This window comes from Enterobacter sp. Cy-643, from assembly GCF_011752815.1.
Classification (GTDB): Bacteria; Pseudomonadota; Gammaproteobacteria; order Enterobacterales; family Enterobacteriaceae; genus Cedecea.
Genome location: NZ_VWWV01000001.1, coordinates 1,399,349 through 1,419,679, shown reverse-complemented (window position 1 = coordinate 1,419,679; position 20,331 = coordinate 1,399,349). Strand labels below are relative to the sequence as shown.

At 45.6% G+C, this 20,331-nt stretch carries 8 protein-coding genes and 2 pseudogenes; 5 read left to right on the top strand and 5 right to left on the bottom strand.

What is annotated here, in order from left to right:
* The first annotated feature begins 5 nt into the window (after positions 1 to 5).
* The gene (locus F3J29_RS06520) at positions 6 to 2,201 is read left to right on the top strand and encodes a polysaccharide biosynthesis tyrosine autokinase (protein WP_166864017.1); all 2,196 of its coding nucleotides are present in this window, start codon (positions 6 to 8) and stop codon (positions 2,199 to 2,201) included.
* A gap of 25 nt (positions 2,202 to 2,226) precedes the next feature.
* Here F3J29_RS06520 and F3J29_RS06515 read toward each other — a convergent pair whose 3' ends face one another.
* Both F3J29_RS06515 and F3J29_RS06510 read right to left on the bottom strand, forming a co-directional pair.
* Positions 2,227 to 5,838 (bottom strand): ATP-binding protein, encoded by a 3,612-nt coding sequence (locus F3J29_RS06515; RefSeq protein WP_166864014.1) that lies wholly within the window; start codon positions 5,836 to 5,838, stop codon positions 2,227 to 2,229.
* A gap of 7 nt (positions 5,839 to 5,845) precedes the next feature.
* Entirely contained in the window at positions 5,846 to 6,469 is a 624-nt protein-coding gene (locus tag F3J29_RS06510; protein ID WP_166864011.1) for a response regulator, read from the bottom strand.
* Positions 6,470 to 6,976: 507 nt separating this feature from the next.
* Between F3J29_RS06510 and F3J29_RS06500 the strand changes: the two genes are divergently transcribed.
* The 3 genes from F3J29_RS06500 (at position 6,977) to F3J29_RS06490 (ending at position 10,689) form a co-directional block, all read left to right on the top strand.
* Positions 6,977 to 7,585 carry a nucleotidyltransferase domain-containing protein gene (locus F3J29_RS06500; RefSeq protein WP_166864009.1) on the top strand — a complete coding sequence of 203 codons (609 nt, stop codon included), beginning with the start codon at positions 6,977 to 6,979 and terminating at the stop codon, positions 7,583 to 7,585.
* Positions 7,586 to 8,227: 642 nt separating this feature from the next.
* Positions 8,228 to 9,832 (top strand): AAA family ATPase, encoded by a 1,605-nt coding sequence (locus F3J29_RS06495; protein ID WP_112959230.1) that lies wholly within the window; start codon positions 8,228 to 8,230, stop codon positions 9,830 to 9,832.
* Positions 9,829 to 10,689 carry a hypothetical protein gene (locus tag F3J29_RS06490; protein WP_166864006.1) on the top strand — a complete coding sequence of 287 codons (861 nt, stop codon included), beginning with the start codon at positions 9,829 to 9,831 and terminating at the stop codon, positions 10,687 to 10,689. The genes F3J29_RS06495 and F3J29_RS06490 overlap by 4 nt, the downstream gene beginning before the upstream one ends.
* Positions 10,690 to 10,817: 128 nt before the next feature.
* Here F3J29_RS06490 and F3J29_RS06485 read toward each other — a convergent pair.
* A pseudogene (locus tag F3J29_RS06485) lies at positions 10,818 to 11,743 on the bottom strand (IS630 family transposase).
* Positions 11,744 to 11,960: 217 nt separating this feature from the next.
* Between F3J29_RS06485 and F3J29_RS06480 the strand changes: the two are divergent.
* Positions 11,961 to 17,729: an AAA family ATPase gene (locus F3J29_RS06480; protein WP_166864003.1), complete on the top strand. Its 5,769-nt coding sequence runs from the start codon at positions 11,961 to 11,963 to the stop codon at positions 17,727 to 17,729.
* A 163-nt stretch (positions 17,730 to 17,892) separates the two neighbouring features.
* On the opposite strand, the pseudogene F3J29_RS06475 reads toward F3J29_RS06480, so the two are convergent.
* Together F3J29_RS06475 and F3J29_RS06470 are read right to left on the bottom strand one after the other, a co-directional pair.
* Positions 17,893 to 19,124, bottom strand: a pseudogene (locus F3J29_RS06475) (IS3-like element IS150 family transposase); the annotation flags it as partial.
* 573 nt (positions 19,125 to 19,697) lie between these two features.
* A complete protein-coding gene (locus F3J29_RS06470) occupies positions 19,698 to 20,258 on the bottom strand; it encodes a hypothetical protein (RefSeq protein ID WP_166864000.1) in 561 nt (186 codons plus the stop codon).
* Between the last annotated feature and the right edge of the window lie 73 nt (positions 20,259 to 20,331).

Below are 20,331 nucleotides of genomic sequence, written 5' to 3'. Positions count from 1 at the left end.
TTTTTATGTTTGCAGAGGAAAGCGCGCGTTTAACCCGCCGTCCCCCCGTCGAAGAAATTGACTTAGTGCATCTGCTACACAAACTACTCAGCGGCTGGAAGCTGATGACCGCCGTCACCTTAACCGCTTCGCTGGCGGGGCTGTTAATCGCGCAATCTTCACCGCCTCGCTTTAGTACAGACGTGCTTATTCAGGTTGAAAAAAAACAGGCAGGGCTTTTGCCGGGCGGGCTGACCCGCCTGATGCCGGAACAAGCGTCAGGCACTGAGCCTGAGGTGGAGATCCTTCAGTCGCGGATGCTGTTGGGGAAAACCGTACGTGACGTCGGGCTACAAACTGTTATCACCCCGGTCTACTTTCCCATTTTAGGCAGTCGATGGGCGCAGTTCACGGGAACGGTTCCTCCTTTGCCGGACATCGGGGCTTTTTCTATTGCCGACGGTAAAACCGCCACGCTGCTTGTGGGAGACGCGCATCACTACACCCTTGAACTGGACGGCGACCGGCTGGCAGGCAAAGTGGGGCAGACGCTGCGTGGGAAAGGGGTAAGCCTCGCGGTTAACGCCCTGAATGCTGCCCCAGGAAGCCGGTTTGTGCTAAGCGGAGTCACGGAGCAGCAGGCCATCCAGACGTTGAAAAAGGCACTCAGCGTGACGACCAGGGGGAGCGAAAGCGGGATGCTGCACCTTAGCCTCAGCGGCACCCATCCGCATCAGCTGGCGCGTACTCTTAATCTTCTGGCGGATAATTACCTGCTGCAAAATGTTGCCCGGCAGACGGATAAAGAGGCGAAAAGTCTCGAGTTTCTCAATCAACTGCTGGCGGAAGTGCGCGCCACGCTTAACGACGCGGAGGGCAGGCTCAACCTGGCCCGGCAGAGTAATGACTCGGTCGATCTTAATCTGGAAACCAAAGCCGTACTGGAGCAGCTGGCCGCCGTAGATAGCCAACTGAATACGCTCACGTTTGAAGAGGCTGAGATAGCCCAGCTTTATAAAAAGGAGCACCCGACATACCGCGCGCTTGCCGGGAAACGGCTCACGCTGGAAAAAGAGAAACTACGTCTGAATCAGCGCGTGGCCAATATGCCAGCCATTCAGCAGGAGATCTTCCGGCTGAGCAGAGAAGTCGACTCCGGCCAGGAAGTGTATATGCAGCTGTTAACCCGGCAGCAGGAGCTGGGCATTACCCGGTCCGGCATCACTGGCAATGTGCGTATTATTGACACCGCCCCCGTGCCCGTTGAGCCAGTGTCCCCTAAAAAAGGCTTTATTATTGCCCTCTCAACCCTGCTGGGGTTGCTGGCCGCCTGTGGGTTTATTCTTGGCCGTGGTTTGCTCATTCAGCGTATTGAGACGCCCGGGCAGCTGGAAGCGCAGGGGCTGAACGTCTATACCACTCTGCCTCACTCCGCCTGGCAGGCGTTGCATTCGCGTAAACCGCGCGGCGGCCTGTGGCCCGATAAAAAGATAAGCCCGGCCAGCGCTCCGGCATTGCTTTGCCTGGCCAACCCCACCGACCTCTGCGTCGAGGCTATCCGGGGGCTAAGAACCAGCCTCTGGTTTGACACGATGGAGACAGGCCGCAACGTGGTGATCATTTGTGGCGCAACCGAAAACAGCGGCAAAACCTTTGTCAGTACATCGCTGGCTACGCTGGTGGCGCAGGCCGGGCAGAAGGTGCTTTTTATTGACGCGGATATGCGTCGGGGCGATGCCCATAGAATGTTTGGTCTGGATCGCGGGGAAGGTCTGTCGGCCTTGCTGAACGGGGATGTATCCAGTCAGCAAGCGGTAAGCCGCTTCCACGCTGGAGGATTCGACGTTATTACGCGGGGGAGATCCCGGCAGGATCCCATCCCATTGCTGGTGGGAGAAAGTTTCCCGGCTTTACTGGCCTGGGCGAAAGAGACTTATGACATGGTTATTGTCGATACTCCGCCCGTGCTGGCCGTAAGCGACGCGGCGATAATCAGTAAATCCGTTGCGAGCCTGACGCTGCTGGTGACAAGGGCAAGGCTTAACAGCCTGAAGGAAACCACCCAGAGTATTACCCGGCTGGAGCGAGAAGGCGTTCAGGTTAAAGGGATAGTGCTCAACGGCGCGGTCTCAAATGCGATGACGGAGTACTGTTCCGGTTACCGAAGCGCGGGATATCGCTATCAGTCTGAGGATGAAAGCGCCGAAAGAAATCGGGCATAAGAGAACCCGGCGGGGGAGCCAGCTCTCACCGCCTTTTCATCGTTGGCTGCGCCGCGATAAAATTATCTATCGCCTGGTTCAGCGTCTGTACCTCCCCGAGCACGGCATCCAGCGTTTGTGCCTCAATGGCATAGCCCCCAGGTTGCCCGCAGCGCTTTTCCAGGTTAGCGCACAGGGTCGCAACCTTTATTGCCCCAATGATCCGCGCTGAACCCGCCATCCGGTGTAAACTGCGGGTCATCCCCGGCAGGTCATCTTCATCGAAACAGAGTCCCGCCACCTGAATATCACGCAGATTTTCGTCACGCGTGGTACACAGTAATCGGGTTAACATCTCGTCATCATCATGCACAAGTTCGCGCAGGGCGCGTATATCCAGCAGCGTACTCAGGGTATCCGGCTGCCACTGAGCTGCGCCCGAAAGGCGAGGGATCCCGGCAAGTAACGCTTCCAGCTGAGGCAAACGCAACGGTTTAAACAGGCATTTGTCCATGCCGGCCGCCAGGCAGCGGACGCGTTCCTCCGGCTGAGCGTTGGCCGTTAGCCCCATGATAGTCAGGCCGCCAGGCTGCTGATTACGAAGCCGCCGCGTCAGTTCAAACCCGTCCATCACCGGCATATTACAGTCGGTGATCACCAGCTGAATATTGTGCTGGTGCCAGAGCGTGAGGGCCTGTTCGCCGTTTTCAGCTTCAATCACGGTGTGTCCCAGCCGCGTTAACTGGCGTTTCAGCAGCAGGCGGTTCGCCGGGTGATCGTCTACCGTCAGAATGGTCAACGGCAGAGAGCTGTTTCCCGGCAGCGGCGCGTTTTGCCCTGGCAGGATTTTCGTCTCTCGGGTCAGAACCGGAATACGCACGCAGATGCGGGTACCGCGTTTAGGCTTACTGCGCAGCTGTATCGTCCCGTTCATCATCGCTACCAGCTGCTCGCAAATAGCCAGACCCAGTCCGGTACCGCTCTGTTTTTTGCCCGCCTCTGACTGTTCGTAGGGGTTGAAGATCAGCCGCTGTTCCGCCTCGCTAATGCCAATCCCGGTATCGGTCACCACCATTTCGAGTATCGCCTGCTCGTGCCGCCCGGGTAAACAATGCACCTGTACCTCAACGGAGCCGTGGCTGGTGAATTTAATGGCGTTGCCGATCAGATTGGAGAGAATTTGCCGCAAACGCATCGGATCCAGCAGCAGTTCGTCCGGGTGCAGGATATCAACCTGGTGATGCAGGCGGAGTCCTTTTTGCCGCGACAGTCCCTCAAAAACCCGAACAACCGGCGCGGTGAGCGCATCAAACCGCACCCACTCCGGGGACAGTTCCAGCTTGCCGGACTCAATTTTAGCCATATCCAGAATGTCGCCAATCAGCCCCATCAGCGACAGCGAGGATTCATAAGCCACCCGCACCGACTCGTGATCTTCTTGCCGGTGATGCTGGGTCACCGCCAGCTCCAGCAGGCCAATAATAGCGCTGATCGGGGTTCGAATTTCGTGGCTCATGGTGGCGAGGAAGGTACTTTTCGTTCGATTTGCCTGTTCGGCATGCTCGCGGGCCAGGGAGAGGTCGGCCAGCAGCCGCTGGTGGTCGGTAATATCCTGCCAGCTGCAAATTAGCCCGGTTATGCTGCCGCGCGCGTCGCAAAAAGCCTCAAACTGATAGATCACGTCGCGATCTTCTACACCGTTATTGATCTTCCCGCGCTGAGGAACCAGACAGTATCCGCCGTCGCCTGATTGCGCCGCCTGTGTCTGATAAATGGTGTGCAGAGGATGGCCAGCGGAGGAGGGCTGCAGCGCGTGGACAGCGTCCGCGTTATGACGGAAGAACTGTTCCCAGGCGGGGTTGTGGTTGATCAGCTTCCCGGCCGTATTAATCACGCAGACGGGCACCGGCGTACCGTTAAATAAGGTTTCAAGAAACGTGGCCTGTTGCTGGAGGCTCACCTGAGCCTCTTTTCGCAGGCGCACCGCCCGGTGCAGGTGGTAATTCCAGAATGCCGACGTAAGCCCCAGAAGGGCTAATATCCCGGCCAGCCAGTAAAACTCACGCCGGTAGGTGAGCCAGGTTTCAAGCTTGATATCCGGCGTCCCCTGCCATTTGGTGGCCAGCTGCGAGATATCCCGGGGAGGGATCGCCGCCAGCGCCTTATTTAAAATACTCAGTAACTCGGGGTTATCCCGCGCTACGCCAAAGGCAATACGGGCCGGCTCTTCCCCCAGTCGGGTGGCTATTGTGAGCCGGCCCCGGAAATAGCGATCAATCATATAGCGGGCGGCAATCAAATTATTCACCGCGCCATCCACGCGCCCTTCATCAACCATTTGCAGGGCAATGCTGGTATTTTCAACGACGATCAGTTTGATTTTTGGGTAATTTTTACTTAGCCAGGTGGTCAGGGCGTGGTCAGGGGTAATGGCCAGGGTCCGGGTGGCCGCCAGCGTCATTGGGGTCGTCAGCGTGTTCTGGCTGACCATCACATAAGGCGGGCGGGCGTAGGGCCGGGTAAAAAGCACTTTGTCTTCCCGCCCGGGGCTGAAGGGCAGGGAGCCGATAAAATCGGCTTCATGATGCTGAACCATGGCCACCATTCCGCTCAGCGTAGCGGCTTCAACCATCGTGAAGTTGATGCCAGTGCGTAAATGGATCAAACGCAAAAGGTCGGCCGCCATGCCGTTAAACCGGTTTCGGCTGTCGCTGAGGGTGAAAGGGGCTTCCATGGAATTGACCACCACGCGTAGCGCTTTATGCTGGTCAAGCCAGCGTCGCTCTTTGTCCGTGAGCTGAAGCCGGGCGGCAGGTTTCCATACCCCAAGACCCTGGCTCCAGTGGGCAAAGATTAGCTCGTGCTGCCGCGGTGTCATCGCGTCCAGGGCGGTGTCAATACTCCGCTGGAGGGGGGCATTGTCCGCTGAAAAAATAAAGCGTGGGCCGGTGTTTTGATCTTTAAAGACATTGACGACCGACAGCGTAGAGGCATAGTTGCGTTCAATGAGATAGCTGGCGGATATCAGATTGCCAATAAAGTAATCATTCTCGCCAAAGGCGACTGAGGCCAGCGCGCTTTGGGCCGAGGGAAAACGCATGATGCGGATTCCCGGATAGCTGGCTTCAACCCAGCTGTCGCTCAGATAGCCATCGGCCATGGCTATTTTGCTTCCGGCGGGCAGCGGATCAAGATCCGACATCGAGGTTTCCCGGGATACCAGCACCGGATGATCGGCCACAAACTGGCGGCTTTGTAATAGAGCGTGGTCCGGCTGGCGCTGACCCCCTCCGTCATCGATGAGCAAATCGCTTTCGCCGTTGGACAGGGCGTTTAGCGCGTGCGCTCTGTCGGCGTAATAGACAATCTGGAAACGCAGGCCAAGAGACTGGAGGATCAGCGCGGTATAATCGCTGGAAAGGCCTTCCAGCGTGTCGTTATCCACCACCAGGCCAAAAGGCGGGTTCTCTGGCCCATAGACACCTACCTTTAACTCTCTTTTTTCCCCGAGCCAACGCCAGTCGCTGTCTGCGAGAGAGAAGGTTAACGCCGTCCAGGGTTCCCTGCTGTGCAGGCGCATGGGGGAGGCCGTCTCGGCCCGGAGACCGGCAAAGTTAAGGCCGAGAAACAGCGCAAATAAAACGAGTAAACGGGGCATGAGGGTATTAGTCGATATTATTCCGCTGGGTAAATTCGTAGAGTTCAATCATGTTTTCTAATTCCAGCTTTTCTAATACCCGGCTCTTATAGGTGCTGACTGTTTTATCGCTGATATTCATCACCTTCGAAATATCAACCACCTTCATACCGCGGGCCAGTAAAGTTAATACCTGCAGCTCCCGGGTAGAGAGGCTGGACATTTTTTGCTGATCGCTAAGTTCCCCGCCGGCCGAGCTCTGACGTCCACGATTGAGCGGGAAAAAGCCATACCCACCTTTAATGGCGCGCACCGCGTCCTGCAGCTCCGTCAGGTTATTGCGTTTACTGATAAAACCGTCGGCACCGGCATTGACACAGCGCTTCACATAATGTTCGAGATCTTTGCCGCTTAATACCAGAATCCCGCCCGTGAAGCCGTTATTGCGAAGGCGTAAAACGAGATCTATCCCATTCAGGGAGGGCATATCGATATCCAGAATAATCAGCTCAGGCGAGTATTTTCTGGTGAGCGCCAGCGCCTCCAGACCGTCGTCCGTCTCTGCGCAAACTACCATATTGTCTTTTTCAAGCAGCAGCCTGACCGCCATGCGAACAACCGGATGGTCATCAACAATAAGAACATCCTTCATAATATAATCCTGTGAGTTTATTTACGGCTGATAATGCGATCCAATCATTTAATTATTTTCAAAATAATAGAGTGATAAGTGCTTGTTGGCAATGTTTAATTTAGTCAGGATCCCCCTACATAAATTATATCCTTTGACTACAGTAAAATCGCTGCCCCCTGATATTGGAATAATAATTTGTGATTTATAATAAAACGAAGAGGTGTATTCTCAGTGAGTGTCGGCGGATAAAAGGAAAAGTGTAATTTATTTTTTAAATGAAATATTATTCTGCGCCGATAACTATTTTCAATTCCCTGCGGATAAATAGCTGAATCCGATTGGGGATGCTATTTACCCGGCGAGCGAGATTATGAAGCCAGGCGTATTGTTAGCCAAATTCATGCCTAAGGGACTCAATGAAACTTCTTATTTTAACCGTGGGCCTGAGCCCCGCCGGCAGCAATATATGCATAGGCCGACTCGGGCAATCATACTCAGGCAGAACCTGCACAAGGTGGCCTTTAAATGAATGATAAAAAGTCTATTCCGAACCAGAACTGCTGGGAGTCCTGGAACCCTGACGAGCTAGCGTGTAGGCTCGGCTATGTTTCAAAGCCCTGGTGCGTAGTCGGCGGGTGGGCGCTGGATCTCTGGCACGGCGCAAAGACTCGTGAGCATGAAGATATCGAGTTTACAATTTTACGCGAGGATTTCTCTGTTTTCCGGCAGGCACTCGCAGGTATGGAATTTTTCTCCGTGAATGACGGTGTACTCACCAGGCTGGCTGAGGGCCTGGCACCTGGAGTGTATATCTCTCAAATCTGGTGTTTTGATCGGTCCGCAGGATACTGGCGCGCAGATATGATGCTGGAACCGGGCACGCCAGAAAACTGGGTCTACAAACGCGATCGTCAAATCAAACGTCACAGGGACGAAATGGTTGGCGTGACGACTACCGGCATACCTTACCTGAATCCTTCCGCGGTACTGCTGTTTAAAGCAAAGTACAGTCGTGCGAAAGATAAAGTGGATTTCTTCAGGGCTGCACCGAGACTGTCGCCGTCGGAGTGTTTATGGCTGCAGAGCTGCCTTGAGCATCAGCACCTGGACCATGTGTGGCTGACAAAGCTGTGATGCAAATCGGGGAGGGTATACAAGTATTCTGAGGATAATGCATAGGTCTGTGGCTGTGGTGTGTGAAGTCGCACACTTACAAATTTAATTTAACTTATGTTTAGTAAAAATCCAGTTCATGAGGTGATGACTCATATCAAATTGTTTTAATTGTGTTTTTTTAGAAAAAAATGAATTAATCTCCAAAAGCATTTATGAACTAACAGGGAATGCGCGTCTTATGAGCATTTCCTAGCAGCTTACTCGGCTTCACCATTTTCCACCTTAATCGCGTAACCAAGCACATGAGTATTTAGGGGGCATCTGATTGTTTACTTGAGTAATTTATGATTTTCTGTAACATTTAGATGCACCACAAAAGCTAATCAGAACTAATTCATCTGAGGGCGGTAGCGTTGTCAAGGTTGGTTCGCCTTGTCTGAGGCGTTTTAGTCCAGCAAGATAGTTCTATCTATTTGAATGAGATCTAAGTAGACCGAGTTGTGTGAAGCGAGCGCCAATTCAATTTATCTATAAAGAACTTAGACATTGTGATGAAACTTTTCATCTCAAAATAGGGGTTAATATAAGAGGCTAACAATTACCTTGTTAAATGAGATTTTCAATCTTCTGCCTGGCCAATAAAACATAAAGGTATAAATAATGGATGCAGTAGAGTTAATATTCTGTAAATCAATTAATTACTTTGATTATACTTCAGTTAACCCAAAGAAAACCAATTACATATTAATATCGCCAAGTGACGATAATTTTAATGACTTTGGGAAAATCACCTCGGTTTTAATACGTGCACAATTTGAAGATGATAAGGTTGAGTTCCGTACAAAACTAGCAATTCTCGACGTAAAAGGAAGCAATCAAGAACTTACTCTAGTAGAGTATTTTAACAAAACAAATAATAATGACACTCTAATATATCCAAATGATGACGTGCTTTATTTTTCGCAATGCCAGTCCCTAGAGACTTACAGATATTTGCATCGATGTGTTGGAAAAGAAAAGTCAGACATTATTCTGACTAAAATTAATGACCTGAGCACTATACGGAATAAGAAAAAGTATCTAAATAAATTTAGGCTATTTATTAAAAGCAAAATATTTCAAACGTCCTTAATAAGGACCTCGGAGAGTTATTACGCCTTCAAAAACTCAAATTTTATAAGTGGTGAAATAGAATCACAAGAAATAAAAAATAATGAATTAGAATTCTCGGTTGATATTGATGACGGAGAGTTAAACAGGATAAATCTTGGCTTTAATTTTTCTTATAAAAAAAAACACCCTCGAAACATAATAACTATTATTGGCAGTAATGGTAACGGGAAAAGTAGGACGTTAAGTAATATTGCAAAAATGGCTCTGAGTGGCTCTAAATCTTATGGAGATAGAATAGAAGTAAACCGGATTTTATTATTCGCACCTAGACATGAGTTGCGCTCATTCCCATCCGAACATTGGAAAAATCCGGCAACGTACTATAGAACATTTCCAACAACAAGATCATATCAAACGCGAAGTAAAAAAACCACAACTGAAACCATTTTAGACATTGTCCGAAGCGAAGAAACTATTGCTGGCAGGTCACGATGGGAAATTTTCTCTGAATCTTTGAATGGGCTAACTAATCACGGTGAAATTTATCTAAAAGGAAGTTCACCCAAGGAGTATTATTCTCTTAAATTCTTAAACGATCAAAAAGAAAATAATAGCCTCCTGGGTTGGGGTACTGTTCAAGAAGATCTTGAACCAATTCGACTTATTCAAGGTAATGAGTTTAAATTAAGTAGTGGTGAGATTAGCTTTCTAAAAATAATCACCAATATGACGATGCACATCGAGAATGGGAGTCTCTTACTGATAGATGAGCCTGAAACTCATTTACATCCTAACTTCATATCGCTAATAATATCTGCTTTACATAAAATATTGACAGCCACAGGTTCATATTCAATAATATCAACACACTCTGTTTATATTGTACGAGAGGTCCCTCAAGACCAAGTGATTATTCTAGAGAGGGATGAAAAAAACAATGTTGTCCAAAAAACAACAGGAATGACTACATTAGGTGCAAACTTAGGTTCATTATCATCATTTATATTTGGAGAAAATAGTCGCTCTAAGCTTGTTAATGAAATAGCCAAAAAGGTAATTAGAGAACACAGATCTTTTGAAGAAATTGAGGGCTTATATAGAGATTCTTTTTCAATTGAAATGCTTTCACTTATAAGAGGCATGATGAAATGAAGTATTTCAATCAACCTCTTGAAAATGATATAGATAAAATCACAAAAATTGCGAATGCAAATTATTCCGGTTCAAAGCTGATTGAAAATAATCTGAACATTTTCATCGAGAGATATAAAGAATATTATTCATGCAAAGGCGCTGCGCTAAGTATTAATGGTATGCTTGGACTAAATGACGCAAGAGAAAGCATAAAAAAGTTATACAAGAGCAAAGGAGAACAATTATCTTTCATAAAAGAATTGCGAAATAAAAATACAGGAAAATGTTGTTCAATGTGTGGGGCTAATTTAAGTACCCAAATAGATCATTTTCTTCCCCAAGAATTTTTTCCGGAATATTCTATATTAAGTGCTAATTTAATTCCGATTTGCAAATGCAATCAAAAAAAAGGAAAATTTACTGTAGGGGGTAATATTGACGAAATATTATTACATCCTAGATATGAAAAAAAACTTTCCAAACGGATTATCACGGCTAAAATAAGAAATCATGATGGTGCAATTGAAATACATCTTGAATTCAATCCTCCAAAGAAAATATCGAATGCTAAAGGCTTAGCTTTTCATTATGAAAAGATTGTTGACTCTGATTTATTGATTACTACTATCAGAGAGCGGTTTTATGAAATGAAGCGCGCACCAAGTTCGGTAGTATATACTCTTGCAGATCGAATCAATAGTCCGCAAGAACTGAGGAATATTCTATTTTCCCACCTACGGTCATTTGATAAGCGGCATCAAAGTCAAAACAATTGGGAGTCCATATTTATTCATGCATTGCTTGAGAAAAGAACTTTTAATTGGATATGGAGGAAAATATCAGCGCCCGACCGAAAGTATGATGAATCTTTTTAAAAAGCTCTTTCGCGTCAATAGTGGCAATATTGTTTTTTTATCATTGTTCTCTTTCTACTGACATAATGATTGTCCGACAGTGGAGCCAATCGAAATTGTTGACAGCTAAATAACTGATCCTAATACCGCTACACTTTAGCCAGCCCATGTTTCCCACCGGGGAATGGGCTGACAGTATCCATAAAGTGACGAACCTTTTTCAACAGTTGCCACATTGAACGGCATTGGTGATTTCGGGTTACTGTCTCATGAAGCGCCTGCCATAACCGTTCGACATGATTGACCTAATCGTTTTTGCCGGCCGGTATGTCGCTTTCAGGTGTTTTAACAGACTGATAAATAAGGACGAACCTTTACTGTTCCCACCAACGTAGCTGACTTTTCCCGTACCGCTGTGCAGCGCACCGGCAAGATAGTACTTTTCATTCTGACCCGGCGTGACAACGCGCTTTTGCTGCCCACGTAGCTGCCAGTCTGCACCAATTTTGGGATTGAGGTGAATATCCACTTCATCTTCGTAAAACACGGGGTTTTTCGCACAGCATTTCGCCAGTGCTTCAAGAATAGCGACCATTTTTTCTTCTTTGTGTGGGTCACGGATACGCAGTGTCGGCGCGGCTCTCCGCCATACCAGTCCGGCAGTAGGCAACCATCGACGGATGGTTGAAGCATGTAGCGGACAACCGGTGACATCACGGATTTTTATCGCCAGCAGTTCGGTACTCCAGCGGGAACGCTGATAACCGAAATCACCGGGAGAATGCTTAACAAGCTCACGCAGCAATGCGCAAATATGTTCGAACGGCCAGCGTCTCCCACGTCCTGACGGTAATGATTTCAGACCTTCTGCGCCAGACTGCGTGAACCAGTTAATCTAGCGACCAATGGATGAGCGGGCGCAGCAGAGCGTTCTGGCAACATGACAGACGGTGTCACCACGATGCAGCATCAGCATGGCGGTGAGTCGCCGGGCGTGGTTTTTGTCCTTTGTTTTATGGATAGTTTTCTGCATCAGACGTCGTTCGGTTCTGGGTATTGGTGCTATGATCGGCATTGCTCAGTCCGGCTGGTGATTTGGGATATTCAGCGATTGATCAGATCGCATAAACCGGGCTGAGTTCCCCCTGAGTGATCTACTATTCCGAGCAGTTAATTAGCAGTAAGAAACCTATTAATTTCCGCCAAAGTGCGGGCAAGGTACAGCGAGACAACGACTCAGGAGTGTCTAGATTATCCGTGACGATTCAATTCAAGGAGTGTTTTCGAGTCTTATGAAAGTTAAAAATTCTGCGATTATCTATACAGGTTATGATTATCAGACTCTGCAGGGAGTAAAGCTACTTGCTGAATGGCTTCATAGTCCGACTCAGTATGATAGGGTGGCATTTGAAGCCGACACGGATAGTAATGAAACGCCTGAAGGTATAGACGATATTGTCTGTGAACGACCAGATGGTGTTAGAGATTATTGGCAAGTAAAATTCACCCCCTCCCCGGAGAAGGATGAAAACCGCCTCACGTGGGAATGGTTGTTGAAGATCTCAGGTAAAACAGCAAGGTCTCGTTCCATTCTTAAAAAGCTCTATGATGCTATTAGTGCTGTGTCTGCTGAAAAACTCGGGGATGTTATTCTTTTGACCAACAAACGGCCGGACAGAGCTATGGAATCCTGCCTGCTCGGTTCGAAAATAGACTTTAGTCAAATTGATGATAACTCACAGCTTGAGATTACTCGCCAACTAGGAAATAAAGAAGCTGCCATTTTTCTTTTTTCGAAATTGACTGTCCAGCATAGTGATGGTGACTATCTTGCGATAAAACGTAGTCTTCGGGCTGAGCTTCTGAAATTTTCCGACGATACAGGCGTCGAACGGCTTGTAGCAAGAGCACGTGAATGGGCAATGTTTAAGGACAATCCACCAGAGCAAGGTTGGATTTATCTTCATCATGTTAGAGAGGTCTTATCACCCAAAAGACCAGAGCCTATACCTGAAATTTTTTCTGTGCCCGAAGACTACTGCCTCCCCGATTCAGACTTTCACAAACATCTACTTGCTCAAATTAACCGCTCAAATGGGGAAGTCATTACTCTAACAGGTAAACCTGGTGTAGGAAAAAGTACATATCTTTCGTACTTGTGTCAAAAGCTGGAAGAGCATGGAGTCCCGTTAATACGTCACCACTATTTTTTATCTCTTGGAGACGCAACTGAAGACAGATTAAGCCCAAGAGTTGTTGCGGAGTCCCTGTTGCATCAAATCAATAGCTTTCATAAAGAGTCAAATGCCAACACATCTCAACCGGAAAATTTACGTGATGCACTCATAACCTGCGCAAATTACTACAAAGGTAAGGGGAAACCATTTGTTGTGTTGATTGATGGGCTGGATCATGTTTGGCGAGATAATGCTAAAAATAAAAAACCATTGGATGAAACTTTTAGGCAATTACTTCCTGCAACAGACAACTTAGTGGTGCTTGTCGGAACGCAACCAGTTGATAATGAATTGCTTCCTTGCACACTGCTTACTCACTCTCCTAAGAATGAATGGCATTGGTTGCCTGAAATGTCTGGAAATTCAATATACGAATTTTTAAAACTTAATATCGAATCTGGTCGGTTGTACTTAAATTGTCATGAAAATCAAGTTGATGAAGAGATTCAGAACAGTGCTGGCGCTTTATTAGAAATTACAAATGGCTACCCTTTGCATGTAATTTACTCATCTGAGTATCTGTCTCATCATGGATTAGCACTTTCTTCTTGGCAAATTGAAAAGCTTCCTCCGTGCTCCGATGGCAATATTACTACTTACTATTCTGAACTTTGGCGTAACCTCAATTATAGACAAAAAGATGTTCTTCACCTATGCAGTGGCTTTCAGTTTGCGTGGCCGAGACAGGCGATCGGTGTCGTTGTAAAAGACAATCATGAATATGCACCGAGTGTAGATGCGGTTGCACATATGCTCTCGGAGGGAATTTGTGGCGTAAGACCTTTCCACGAAAGCCTAGTAGTATTTGTTCGAAATCAGGAAGAGCACCAAGAGCGAATAAATGCTTTGTTACCACCTGTATGTGAATGGCTTAGTTTTAGCGCCCCAACACATCTCAAGGATAATTGGCTTTGGTCTAGTTTGGCTCGAGGTGGCGACTCTTCCAAGTTGCGACAGGGGGTTACTCGAGATTGGGTGCTTGATAGGCTTATAATTGGCATGCCTGTTAGATCATGTATTCGACTGTTATCTGAGGCTGAAACTTATGCTTTCCAGGCGCTTGATTATGCGGAGGCATATCGACATAGAGCTCTAAAAACTAGGCTTATCAATGGCCCTGAATTTCAGACATGGGACTCCATTAACTTGGAGATGCTCTCGCTACTGATCGCTGATGAGCAGTCTCTGAACGAAATAATCTCAGGACAAAACGAGTATTCACCAACCAAGTTATCTATATTGGCAATTGCATTATGGTATAGAGGGGCGGTTGCTCAAGCAGAGCTATTATCGCAGAAGGCAATTGATCGATATCGGGCTAAAACCAAACTCTTGTCTTCACGACACTCTCAAGATAATGAAGCTGAAGCAACTGCATTGATAAAAGCAGGAGTATTAACTGACAGTCTTAACTATGATGCGATTTTTGAAGAAGGAAAATTCTCTAATTGGCCTGATGGATATGTGGCTAGCTTTAGACATGCATGTCGCACAAAAAAAGAACTTGGTCTGCTCTTCAGGGCTTGGCAGTGCTTGCCCCCTGATTCAAATCATATTGGTCAAATCGAACTTGATGCAATTAGATTAAGCATAATAGAGGGTGCTGATATTACCTGTAGGCCAGAATATGGCTCTTTTTCCTCGCAGCAGCTATCTAAGTTCATAGATATCTTTTCTAAGAAAATCTTCACCAATATTGAGACTCATTATTTTTATGGTCAGTCGGCGAAAGTCTTCAAAGTTGAAGCTACAGGCAGCTACCATTGCTGGTTTTTTTCTTCACTTTGTATCAGGTTAAATGCAGAAGGTGACTATTCTTGGTTACCAGTAAGTGCAACCTCAGACAGAGCGGATGTATCAGCTCATTATGATTTACTCAATGAGTTGGCAGATTTAGTCGCAAATGAACTTATCGCAGGAAATAAACTAAACTTTGACGTGGTTTGTGCGATGTTTCCGCTTGTTCCAATATTAGATGAGATCCAATGGGAAACACGGAGAGCCGACATAGTTTTAACGCGCGATTGGATTGAAATTGCAGCTGATTGTCACCTGATAACAACCAAATCTGAAATTTCGCGTGATGAACTAAGGCAAACAGTTGATGATGGTTTATTTAGAATTGACTGGCTAAGGCTATGGTATAAGGACGCAGGGCTTAAGCTATTAGACGATGATGCCGCAGAGCTACTTATCAAGCTTGAAGATAATCGACAATTAAATGAGTTAGAGCAAACAATTGAGAATTCTAATGCTTATCTTGAGCTAGCGCAAATAGCATTTCAACATGATAAATTAGCTCTTTTTGAAAAATATTTGAGAAAGACATGGGACTTTGTGCTTGGTTATGGGCATCACAAAGACCCCACCATCTTTGATGTATTGAAAGCTGTGGAATACCTTTCTGAATCTGACCCAAGTTCTGCCTTGGAAATATTAGAACGAATATCACCGATAGTTTTCAATATATCCAACTTTACTGATGGGGATGAAACTAGGCACTCTAAGCATTCCATATCTTCATTATTAGCAAAATTAAACCCGCAAACAGCTGCTTCAGTTTATGAGCAAGAGCTTAGCGATGGCGAATGGTATTATGCTGAAGAGACAATTTCTAGGTTGCTTGAAAGGTGTGACTTTGCTTCGCCGATTACAAAACATTTATATCTTACAGGTTTGCACTCTAGCTGCTACCGAGTGCTCAGAGAAAATATTGAGAAAGGAGAACCCCATGCCATTTGTATTGCCGATGAAATAGAGAGCCTTCTGGGTATTAATGTTCAAAATATATCTGAAGAAAAACATTCATCAACTGATAAATCTGATGGAAAAGTTTTGTTACAGCCATCGGATTATCCGCCTGAAAAGTTCGAAGAACTGACTGTATTGCTCAAAGAAAAATATAGCATTAGTGAATTTTGGAAAAACTGGTACACATATTGGTGTACCCAAGGTAAGGAGCCTGAGTTATTGCAACTGCTAATTCCACAGGTGTCGAAGCTTATTGATTGTTTTGATGATAAACGATACTTGTTAGATCTTCTTTTTTTCAGTGTTAAAAAATTACACGGTAAAACGAAAGCCTTTGATCTTTTGGTTGCAGCTCACAAGGCAATGAGAGGATGGTCTGATTGGTATGAGCGTTCAGAAAATAGCCTCAATCGGCTTAAGATAGTGGCAGAGCAATACCCTCAAAAAATTGACGAATTTATTAAATTAACAACATCACAACCGGATAATTGGAAAGATAAGTTTGGCAACTTAATTATTCCGAATGACAAGCTAGTTTTTTTGCTTTCTCATGGTGACAGGAAAGATGAGGCGCTTAAGCTAACGTTAGAGATGGTTACAAGCTTGGAAGAAAGCGTCCGCAATCTTCAACTTGCAAAACCGGTATGGGATTGGCGTCATGATGATTCTCTCGAGGATGCAATTCTCAAGACGTTAGTTTCGAGGCTAAAGCTACCTATACCCTCTGTAAAATTGTGGGTAGTAGAACAGCTTTCACGACTTTTAATAGCTCAACACCCAAGAGTTGAAGAATTACTAAAGGAAGACTTAGCAAGTAGGAAGCAAGAGTCTGAGTGCGTAGAAGTGTTATGTGTATTTTTTATTGCGAAATCTAAGGGTTATGTCTGCCCAAATGATCTGGGGCACTACATAAGAGCAAGGTCCACACTGTCAGATATAATACTCACAGAGCTAGCACCTCAACCAAAATACTTTGGCGAATACGCATATTTATTTACACCCTTTGTCTGCATGGCACATGATAATAATCGATTCGAATACTATCAGGGGAGGGATGTGCCTTTACTTTATAATACATTGTTGGAAAAAGAAGAGAGACGAACGGGTATACCTTTTACCGATTATTTTCAGTCTGAATGGAATAGTACATTCGAATACCAGCCTTCTACAGCAACAAATGTTGATTACTTCTTTAGCGGTGATCGATATAGATCTACCGGCCAATTTTATACACAAGCGAGCCATCGTGGTCGTTCCGCATATTTAAGAACAATAGAGCTGGCCAAAGAATTTTTCGGCATGCCGGATTCTTACGCGGGACATTTATCGATACCAGCACTACCTATCGAACCTGCGTATATAGAGCTTCGCCCTCAAAAACCTAAATGGTTACCTGTTTGGAGTGGTAACGACTCTCCTAATGAAGATAATTTAATCAGCTATGTTAAAGAAGGATTATCCAACTTTTCACAAACAGATGACAGTAATGACCTTTTAGCTTTTTCATTACCCATCAAGATTGATGACAATAACTGGATTGATTTGACTGTTGCAAAAGTGAACACTGAAATTGAGTTAACGCCTGACATGCAGATAATAGAGCGTTCCGGTTGTTTGTCTATTGGTAATCTTCTGGATAAGGAGCTGTCTTATGAGTTTGGTGAGAGTCAGATGCCCAGAGTTCCTACACTGGCTGGCACTTCGTATCCAGTTATGAGATATGGGCACTGGCACTCCGATCTCGAATCACGAGGGTTCTATATTCCCAAATGTCCCATTGATAATAAAAAGATTGTCGGTTCATCTTCCGATGGTTTGTTTAGTTACTCTATCGATGGATCTCAAGTTGGTTTTTCATCGTTCTGGTATAATGATTGGCAACCTATTCATCCCAAAGGAATTCGTTCTTTTTGTGGATCTTATACCGTAGTCAGCAAGGAAAGAATTGAGGAATGGCATCGCTCAAGTGGAGCAGAGCGTAAGAGCTATTACTTGTGCAAAGCCATTGTGCTTACAGCTGAAGATAACTTTAGGGAATTTAATGTACAAGAGATTGAGTTTTTTATACGTTGATTTATATGCCTCATTTCGTATATCCGCCCGATACTGAGTTTTCGCGACTATAATGGCCGAGTTGCTTAAATTATAGCCGGCGTCAGGTGAATACTATCTCCATACACCCAGTGTTTGTGATCCTGAAGGCCCAGGATTGTACTGACCCCAAAAAGTTGGACAGTTAAACACGAGGCATATAGGTCTGATTCCGATATTCAATTGGAGTCAGACCTTTTAATTTCAGGCTAATTCTTCTGCTGTTGTAGTATTCAATATATTCCGTAACAGCATCCTTCAGTTCGCTTATATTACTGAACTCATCAAGATAAAAACACTCCGACTTTAAGGTTCCAAAGAAACACTCCACCACAGCATTATCCAGACAATTGCCTTTTCTGGACATGCTTTGTTTAACACCATGTTCTTTAAGGATATTTTGATATCTTCTCATACGATACTGCCATCCCTGGTCAGAGTGCAGAACAGGATGCTCGTGAGGATTAAGCTTTTTGAATGCCTGATCGAGCATATTCTCAACCATGTTCATCACTGGTCTTTCCGAAAGGCTGTAAGAAATAACTTCGTTGTTGAAGAGATCTATTACTGGAGACAAATACAGCTTGCGCCCATTGACTGCAAATTCAGTAACATCGGTAACCCACTTCTCGTTTGGCCGCGTAGCCTTGAAATCTCTTTGGAGAACATTAGGGGCGGTTTGCCCTACCTCTCCTCTGTAAGAGCGGTATCGCTTGACCTTAATCGCTGCTTTAAGTGAGAGGGTTCCCATCAGGCGCTGAACAGCTTTATGGTTAATCTGTTTCCCTTCTCGATGAAGAGACAGCGTTACCCTACGGTATCCGTATCGGCCTCTATTCTCGTGATAAATCTCACCAATACGCTTTTTAACGTCCGCATACTTGTCAGGCTTGCTGAGAGCCTTTAGATGATAATAAAACGTACTGCGCGGTATCTCCGCAGCCCTGAGATGCTCATCAAGAGGATAAAACTGCCTTAGCTCGTTGAGTACTTTGACTTTTTCGTGGGATGAGCTAAGGCTTTCAGCTTTTTTAGATACATAAGCCGCGTTTCAAGAAATCGAACTTGCCTTTCAAGATCCTCAATGCGTCGGTCTTTTGACAGCTCCAATGCTGATGCCGCTTTTTCTGGATCAACTGATATTGCAATGTTTCTTTTGATGCCAATCTTGAGCGCGCGTAAACCAGCTTCTCCGCGCTCTTCATAGACCTTCAGCCACCTGGCTACAGAACCACTACCAGCAAGCATAAAGTGAGCCGCAGCCTGATTAAGGGACATGTGCTGCTCGATCACAGCTTTCACGACCTTAATACGCAACTCTGGATCAGCACTAACGCCTTTAGGTTTGGGAATTAAACCTTTTTCTCCATGTTTTTCATCTTCGAAGTCCACGAGCTGGGCTTTGTAGCCGGGGTTCTGTTCTACAAGCCGGGACAGCTTCGAAAGTGCCTCTTCTGACGCCTGTCTTTTGGCCACTATATTGGGTAGTTCATCTAACGGCCTGTTCAGAGCATCAACCTGAGTCGCAATATCGACCATGTATGCACCCTACCGGACGCATTTGATTCTGTACTTGCAAAACGGAAGTAGTCCATAGATGTAGTAGGTGGTTTCAGAAATACCGGCCTCCCGGCAGACATCTTTAACAGTTCATCCGGCTTCAACCGACTTAATCACAGCGATGATCTGATGCTCAGCAAAACGGGCTTTACGCATAGCGATTTCCTTCGCTGGCTGATTGATTATGCCGAATGATCTCTAAACGTGAATGGCACGATTATGCAGGATACTTACAGTTGCATCTGAGCCTGGCTGAGGTTATATTGATTTGTGTCTAGCATATAGTGGTACTCGCTGTTAATCATCATTTTAATGATGGCATATCAGTGCATGAAGGGAGAGGGCGAGGCTTTACCCTCTCCTTTCATGATTTCAAATAGTTGTAAAAATTCATTGCCTTATTGCAACAGATTGATTAATAATTCCAATTAATGTATTTATTTTTTCATTTATCTTGATGTGTTTTTTCTCTTGTTCAAGAGAAAGCTTCCTGAATTCATTTTCCCTGCTCGGCACAGCAACTATCAATTCTTCATAAATCTCCTTTGCTCCTGATACTTTCGCCAACTCACTGCTGTATTTTTCAATAAGAGACTTTATTTGGATATTTACATTTCTGTGTTCATGGTTGGTAGCACTTGAAACAAGTTGACAGGAAGACTTTGGGGTTGCCTCAATTAATTCCACGCATTCTGTTGCGATATTAAATTCTGATGTGACTGAGTATAAATATTGATACACGCCTGTTTTTCTTACTTTGTTTAATAATCCTTTTCTAACCAGGGATTGAATTTGGTTATAAGCAAAAGCTTTTGCCTTTAAATAATTTTTCGGAAGTGAAAATCGCTCGATAAGAATTTTTGCTACTTCGTTACTGGTGAAGTTATCTTTGCCAATTAAGATGATTGCAGAAAATATGTACGACTCAGGGTTGGTTACTCGACTATTCATATGACAAAACAAGGCTGTTAACTTAGGATTGCTAAGTATACAACAATGACAGATACTTAGACAATCTAAGCAT

What these genes read in the sequence shown, in the direction of transcription:
- F3J29_RS06495 (WP_112959230.1), top strand. Translation starts at nt 8,228, where the DNA reads ATGGATGCAGTAGAGTTAATATTCTGTAAATCAATTAATTACTTTGAT.
- F3J29_RS06500 (WP_166864009.1), top strand. Translation starts at nt 6,977, where the DNA reads ATGAATGATAAAAAGTCTATTCCGAACCAGAACTGCTGGGAGTCCTGG.
- F3J29_RS06520 (WP_166864017.1), top strand. Translation starts at nt 6, where the DNA reads ATGTTTGCAGAGGAAAGCGCGCGTTTAACCCGCCGTCCCCCCGTCGAA.
- F3J29_RS06480 (WP_166864003.1), top strand. Translation starts at nt 11,961, where the DNA reads ATGAAAGTTAAAAATTCTGCGATTATCTATACAGGTTATGATTATCAG.
- F3J29_RS06470 (WP_166864000.1), bottom strand. Translation starts at nt 20,258, where the DNA reads ATGAATAGTCGAGTAACCAACCCTGAGTCGTACATATTTTCTGCAATC.
- F3J29_RS06515 (WP_166864014.1), bottom strand. Translation starts at nt 5,838, where the DNA reads ATGCCCCGTTTACTCGTTTTATTTGCGCTGTTTCTCGGCCTTAACTTT.
- F3J29_RS06490 (WP_166864006.1), top strand. Translation starts at nt 9,829, where the DNA reads ATGAAGTATTTCAATCAACCTCTTGAAAATGATATAGATAAAATCACA.
- F3J29_RS06510 (WP_166864011.1), bottom strand. Translation starts at nt 6,469, where the DNA reads ATGAAGGATGTTCTTATTGTTGATGACCATCCGGTTGTTCGCATGGCG.